This window comes from Pseudoalteromonas sp. BSi20495 (assembly GCF_000241185.1).
Lineage (GTDB): Bacteria > Pseudomonadota > Gammaproteobacteria > Enterobacterales > Alteromonadaceae > Pseudoalteromonas > Pseudoalteromonas fuliginea.
In genome coordinates, this window is sequence record NZ_BADY01000104.1 from 20085 (window position 1) to 27204 (window position 7120).

4 protein-coding genes are annotated in these 7120 nt (G+C 35.5%); 1 reads left to right on the forward strand and 3 read right to left on the reverse strand.

What is annotated here, in order from left to right; genetic code table 11:
- Window positions 1-735: 735 nt before the first annotated feature.
- Window positions 736-1644 carry a 1-aminocyclopropane-1-carboxylate deaminase/D-cysteine desulfhydrase gene (locus P20495_RS06845; RefSeq protein WP_008137339.1) on the forward strand — a complete coding sequence of 303 codons (909 nt, stop codon included), beginning with the start codon at window positions 736-738 and terminating at the stop codon, window positions 1642-1644.
- On the opposite strand, the gene P20495_RS06840 is transcribed toward P20495_RS06845, so the two are convergent.
- From P20495_RS06840 to P20495_RS06830, 3 genes are all read right to left on the reverse strand, one after another.
- A complete protein-coding gene (locus P20495_RS06840) occupies window positions 1641-3323 on the reverse strand; it encodes an EAL domain-containing protein (RefSeq protein ID WP_374700026.1) in 1683 nt (560 codons plus the stop codon). The genes P20495_RS06845 and P20495_RS06840 overlap by 4 nt on opposite strands.
- Window positions 3324-3810: 487 nt before the next feature.
- Window positions 3811-4425: a response regulator transcription factor gene (locus P20495_RS06835; RefSeq protein WP_008137342.1), complete on the reverse strand. Its 615-nt coding sequence runs from the start codon at window positions 4423-4425 to the stop codon at window positions 3811-3813.
- Window positions 4422-6812, reverse strand: a complete 2391-nt coding sequence (locus tag P20495_RS06830) for a PAS domain S-box protein (RefSeq protein ID WP_033016086.1) — start codon at window positions 6810-6812, stop codon at window positions 4422-4424. Before P20495_RS06830 ends, P20495_RS06835 begins: the two co-directional genes overlap by 4 nt.
- Window positions 6813-7120 lie beyond the last annotated feature (308 nt).

Consider the following 7120-nt stretch of genomic DNA (forward strand, 5'->3'; position numbering starts at 1 on the left):
TAGCCACAAGTTCACTTCCCGTCTTTTCAGTATTAACAAGACTTTTGTATTGCATTTAAAAATATGACTTTATAAATAACGCGACCTAACCTGAACTCTAGGTAAGGGACTTACCAGAGCCTGTTGATCTTTTAAGAATAAAACTTGTTCTATCTAGGGGCTATTTAATCGCGGCGCGAAATTTGTAACCTAGTAGGCTTAGTAACTGCTTCTGCGTTACTCTACTGATTTACATCCATGTAAGAATAAATAAAAAATAAATTGCCCCTAAGACGATCCCAAAGGACAACGCAGTTGGCATTTATGCTGCGTTACCGCATAATTTTATGCGCTATTTTATTATCGTTAAATAAACCCTATATAAGCAGGTTGGTATAACCACACACATAGACTCTGCCTTGCCTAAAAACCAAACCTGCTGCTGAAAATTCAACCCCCGTAAGGAAAATAGACCTTGGACCTTAAAACATAGAGCTATGATGATATTTAAATCTATTATCCAACGTTCATATACCTTTATAAAAATCACGATAAGGTTTTTAATGCTTAATTGCCCAAGCATAAACTAAGATATTTCTACATCCATGTATTGATACGCTACATGTGTAGATTACTTGCCTATGGTGCACCTTTAAAAATACAATGTAGCACTCTAAAATAATAGATTAACCCTAAGTAGGCTGCGGATTAATCATATATTTATTATCAATGCACTAAACAAAAACAGAAGATAAAATGTCTAAGCAATTAAAAATAAAAGAAAATAATTATATTCAAAAAATAGACTCTCAGCTTCTAAAAAACAAAAATATCTCTGTGAGTATTCAACGAGATGACTTAATACACCCATTAATAAGTGGTAATAAATGGCGTAAATTAAAATATAACCTAGCCAATATGCAGAAACTTGGAAAAACTGAATTACTGACTTTCGGAGGCGCCTTTTCAAATCATATTCATGCTTGTGCTGCTGCCGGAAAAGAATTTGGTTTAACTACGCACGCAATTATACGAGGCCCTGAGCTCGACAGTAATAACCCCACACTTGAATTTGCAAAGCAATGCGGAATGAAGCTGCACGTTGTTAATCGTATTGAATACCGACGACGAAACGATGATGATTACTTAAAGTCACTTCAAGCTCGCTTTCCTAATGCCTATATACTTCCTGAAGGTGGTACTAACTCTTTTGCTCTATTGGGCTGTGCTGAGTTAGCAAAAAGCCTTCCTAAGCATGACTACCTAATTTGTCCTACAGGTAGTGGCGGTACATTAGCGGGTCTAATTGAAGGCAGTGAAGAAACCACCCAAATAATAGGGGTTGCTGTATTAAAACAAGCAGATTACTTAAAAAAAGAGGTAGGTAAATTAAGTAATAAAGCCGATAAGCAAAATAATTGGCAACTACTCACTGATTTTCACGATGGAGGGTATGGTAAGTTCACACCCGAACTATGGCAGTTCTGTCAAAAAATGAGTGATGAACATCAACTTCCTTTGGAGCCAATTTATAGTGGTAAAATGATGTATGCACTTTGGCAATTAATTGAAAAAGATTTTTTCCCTACAGGTAGTAAAATTATGGCGATACATACAGGAGGAATGCAAGGTTTAAACGGGTTAAGGTATAGAGATCTGATTTAATGAAATACGGCCTGAGTGAGTTCCTCTAACGGCTCTGAAAAATAAAACCCTTGAGCCCCTGCTACCCCTAATTTTGTTAGCATTAATAGCTCTTTTTGAGTTTCAACACCCACCGCAAACACAGGTAAGTTTAATGTATTACTTATACTTATAATTGTTTTTATTTGATTTTGGTTTTGTGTTTTTTCATCCACTAGATGTACTAACTCATACGATAACTTTAACCCACACACCTCTTGGTGGTCAGCTAACTTCATTAAATTTTCACTACACTTTACATTATCGATGATAATTCGAGAGCCTCCTTTTTTCATTATTATAAATACGTCCTTTAAAGCCTCATGATGATTAAAAAACTCGACTTCACTTATTTCAAATTGTAACTTACTACTCAGTTTAAAATCATTAATTTGAACGCTAAACCAGCTCCAAAACTTTTTGTTTATCCAGCTGTCAGAACATAAATTAACACTTACGGTTAATTGCGAAGGCTCTGCTAATAGTAATTTTTTAACTTGAATTAAAACACCTTTATCTAATATTAAAGTATCTTGGCGGCTATACGTTTGATCGATAAAATAGCGAGCAGCAATCAAACCATGCTTACTGTGCCTAACTCTAAGCAATACTTCATGTTGTAAAATATCGCCACTTGAGAGTTCGAATAGAGGCTGAAAAAAAAGTATAAACTTATTCTTTTTAATATTATCGATAACTTGTTTACTAGAAAGTACTCGTGTTTGGCTTTGATTTAGAGGTAATCGATGACAATGCTTTAACAAGCTACGTTGGGATAAAACTAAAGCAGCTTTTGCAAGCTGATAAACAGTTGTTTGATCGGCTCTAAGCCGATAATCACATGCACCGACTTTAATGTCTTTTCTGGTGATATTTTTTTGATAGTTTCTGCATGCTAAAAAAATACTTTTATGTAAGTGTTGTATATATCGTTCAAGTTCTGAAAAAGGAACCTCTGATAATGTAATCGCTAAGTTACCGCAATTTAATAACCTTACTGAAACACCACTCAATTCAGAAAAGTTTTTCACCATTAACACTTCAAAGCTGGCTTCTTTATCAATATTGTTATCAAAATGGCAATTACATTGAACCAGTACAAACAAGCTGTGACATACAGGTGCTGTTGTGTACAGCGAGCTTAATTCGAAATTTTTTAATACTTTAACAACCTGTGTATTGTGCTCTTTAACTGATGGAGTTGTGCTGGCGAGTAAGTTTTTCGAACGTGAAATATTGTTGACATGTAACGTGTTCCACCAACGATAAAACCAGCTAGCAGCTCCAAACATAACCAAGTTAAGCAATATAAATAAATAGCTTTCTATTATCCATACAGGAGGGTGGTATAGATTTAAGCTCAGCGTTTTATAGTTATAGACCTCTCGCTCTAACTTTATAATATGACTAAAGTGCGTAAGAGATGAATTCGGCTTAAGCATAAACCCTTCATTTTTTACGAGGGCTGCAAGTATCTTATTATTTGAAGAAGGGGCTATTTCAAGTTCAAAAACTTGTTTAACTAATAGCTGGCCTGAGTGATGTATTTTTTCATGTAATGCATCATTCAAAATAAAATTAAAACCCAAAATTATTAATGCAAGCAGGGCAAAATAGATGACTTTAAATTGATTAAAAATCCAGAACCTTTCCTTTTGCATAGCTTGCCCACTCGTTAAATTAATAACTAAAGTGTTGTTCAAGATCCCCATTAGCACAAGTCAATAAAGCAAGTTTAAATGTTCATTACTAATTTTAAAAAAGCTCTATATAAACGAGGAATTATGAATTTAAGCGATCTAAAGCAATGATTATCATTCCACTGACTCTCTATAGATCTCCTAAATAGAGCATTGATCAATAATCCCGCCAGACAAACAGTATATTTAACCTGAATCGTGACTAAATAATTTACTAACACATTGAACCATAATGTACTTAAATTTATTTTTCGTTAGCCAGAGATTCTCCGTAAAAATAAGACGAAGTTACACGCTAACAATAGCCGTCTATTGCAAGTAAATACAACCTAGTTAGCACTGAAAAAGCTGCTTGAGATAGATTTATTATCCAGACAACAAGTTACTCAGCGGCCACACATTAAGGCCTCAAAAAAAATTAGATCCTTAGATCAAAATAGACTGGTAATTAGTTTAATTGCTCATACATGATCTTACTGCGCACCAATTGAGCTAACGTTTTAGCACCTAATTTGGCCATTACATGAGAACGATGAACTTCAACTGTACGCTCACTAATACTAAGGTCGTATGCAATTACTTTGTTCATAGCCCCATCAGTCACTCGCTCAAACACTTCTCGCTCTCGATTTGACAGCGACTCTACATTAATTTTATTTTTGTGTTTATCGAGTAATTTCTCATGTTGGCTCTCATTAAATATCAATGCTTCGTTAATGCGATCAATCAAATGCTGCTCATCAAATGGCTTTCTAATAAAATCAATTGCGCCTAAACGCATAGCCTCTACTGCCATTGGAATATCACCATGTCCGGTAATAAATATAATAGGTAGTGAGCAGTTTAAATTTTTGAGTTTTTGCTGCACTTCCAAGCCGCTCATTTTAGGCATACGTATATCCAGCACTAAGCAACCGGTCATATTCTCATTATATACATCTAAAAATGCAGACCCTGAGCTAAAACTCTGTGCATCTATTCCAATGGAGTCTAATAATATTGCAAGCCCTTCACGCACACCTTCATCATCATCAATTATAAACACGCTTTGCTTATCACTCATTCGCGACTCCTTTTTTCATAAATTGGCAGAGTAAACATAAAAATGGCCCCTGTTGGTTTATTATCACAAAAATTAATATGTCCGCCATGCTCTTCAATAATACTTTTTGATATTGATAGGCCAATACCTGTGCCATTTTCTTTGGTTGACGAAAATGGTTTAAATAATCTTTCTCTCATTTCTTGGGCCAATCCTGCCCCTGTATCGGTCACTGATATTTCAACATTTTTATCTTCATTTAGTTTTATTTCAAGCTCTATTTTTGAACCATTATCACAAGTATTTAACTGCATAGCTTCCATACCATTGCGCAACAAATTAAGAATAACCTGCTCTATTTGAACTCGATCAACAAATACATCAACAGCCTCATCACATGCTGTCATTCGTATAGTTACATTGCGAAGCCGTGCTTCTGACTCAGCAAGATTTATTACTTCTTTTATCATAAATATACAATCGATGACTTCTTTTGAGCGCTGCCCTTTTTTGGTCATTAACTGCATACGCTCAATAACGGCTCCCGCTCGACGAGAGTGCAAACTTAGTTTTTCAAATATTGAGGGGAGCTTTTCAAACTTTCCTTTCTCACAAAAATTTTTAGCTGTCTGAGAAAAAAGTGAAATTGCAGTCAGAGGCTGGTTTATCTCATGTGCAATTCCTGCTGCCATTTCTCCTAATGCATTTACCCTTTCGGCATGAGCTAATTGTTCAGTATGAAGCCGAGCTTGTTCTTCAGAAGCCCGTTGTTTTGTGATATCTCGAATTAAACCAACAAACATCGTATTTTCATGGTTTTGTATTTCACTTACCGATAAATGAATTGGAAACTGCGTGCCATCTCTGCGTTTAGCAATAAGCTCTCGACCTACACCAATAATATGCGTTTGCTTTGTTTTTAAGTATTGAGCTAAATGTTGATCGTGCTGATCACAAAAAGGTGTAGGCATTAGTATTGTTATGTTTTTATTTTTCACTTCATCAGCGCTATAACCAAACATAACTTGTGCAGCAAAATTAAAGCTTTGAATAAGCCCATGCTGGTCAATTGTAATAACCGCTTCAACTACTGAATTTACTACCGCATCAGAGAAGGCATAACTACTAATTAAATCAGCCTCAGCCTCCTTAATAGAAGTAATATCATTGATAAACCCTTCAACGATTATTTCGCCATTAAAAATAGAACTAACTGGGCCTCCTTTTTCCCATACTAATTTAATATCGCTATTTTTAGTGATGATCCTATATTCAAGTTCAAAGGGGCTGTTTACTTTAAAAGCTTCGTTAAGTGACTTCTCTACCCGTTTAAAATCATCCTCATGTATTATTTTTCTCCACAGCATTCTATTTTTTTTAAACTCAGCCCGAGAGTAACCAGTTAAATTTTCACACCCATCACTAACAAGTATCATTGGCCTGTTTATAGTGTTAGATGAGTGATACGCCATACCTGGAAGGTTTTTTAACAAGTGTTCAATTTTATAACGTTCATCTTTTAGTTTACTACGTGCAAATAAATAGGTGTAAGCAGCCAATACAATTATAAAAGTGATAAAAAGGCCCAGTGCAATTAAAATTCTCATTACTTTATAGTGAGCAATATATAAAAACTCATCGTTGGGCGATACGTTTATTTCCCATTCATGACCTTGCAAATAATAAGATGAGCTTTTACTCCAGGCATATGCAATAGCGGGTTGGTTGCTTTGATCTGAGTACACTTTATGCCCATCAATAAACAGTGTGAAATAATACTCGTTGAGTAAAAAATCAGGCACAACAGACTTAATATAAGGCTTAAACAGCAATACACCTGAGATAAAACCATCTAATTTATTGCCTCTTGTACCTGCGTTAAAAATTGGGATATGTATTCCAATCCCTTCATCTCCATGAATAAACGCCAAAGGCATTATGACTGCCCTTTGCTGTGTATCTTTTGCTTTTATTGCTGTTAATAAGGCAGGTGGGTTTAACGCTAAATTAAAATCGATAGTCACTTCATTATTGTGCTTTGGTATTCTTTTTCGAACATGAAAGGTGTTGTCAATCCAGCCAATAGCTTGATAACCATATTGTGTACCATAAAAATTTTTACTAATCGCATCCCAGTCACTTTGCGACATACCACTTGAAATAACCGATAGTTTAGATTGATCTGAAAGCGATGTTATTCGCTTTTCTAAATCGTTTTTAAGTAGTGTTTTAATGCCTTCAGCGGTGTCTTGGGTTATGCGTTCAATATATGTTCGCTCTTGGGAATCTATATGGAAGACTATAATAATCATTAAGCACGTAACCAGCATACCAAGTATTATTGCATACCATAAAATGGCTAGTTGGGATGAGGAAAATAGCCTTGCTTCTTTATCGCTGTAGTTCATAGTGAATTTACACTAACGCCTAGTTGATTAATAACGAGTACACTTGCTTATCTCGCACTTCCTTGCTTAATAATCCTCCTCGCTTACACTTGCGTCAAGAGGTAACTAGGGTCTGTTGATCTTTCAAGGTTGAATTTGCAGCAGTCTGTTTGGTATTTAGGCAAGGCAGAGCCTATGGTGTGTGGTTATTCCCCATAAATGGGCGATAACGTAGCATTAATGCCAAACAGGCGCTGCCCAAAGGGTTCTTCCTAGGGGCTATTTACTCTTTGTTGCTCGGTTTTTACTTATTCTTACATGGATGTAAG

Bases quoted from the DNA above. Each gene is read 5' to 3' on its own strand.
- P20495_RS06835 (WP_008137342.1), bottom strand. From the start codon at position 4,425: ATGAGTGATAAGCAAAGCGTGTTTATAATTGATGATGATGAAGGTGTG.
- P20495_RS06830 (WP_033016086.1), bottom strand. From the start codon at position 6,812: ATGAACTACAGCGATAAAGAAGCAAGGCTATTTTCCTCATCCCAACTA.
- P20495_RS06845 (WP_008137339.1), top strand. From the start codon at position 736: ATGTCTAAGCAATTAAAAATAAAAGAAAATAATTATATTCAAAAAATA.
- P20495_RS06840 (WP_374700026.1), bottom strand. From the start codon at position 3,323: ATGCAAAAGGAAAGGTTCTGGATTTTTAATCAATTTAAAGTCATCTAT.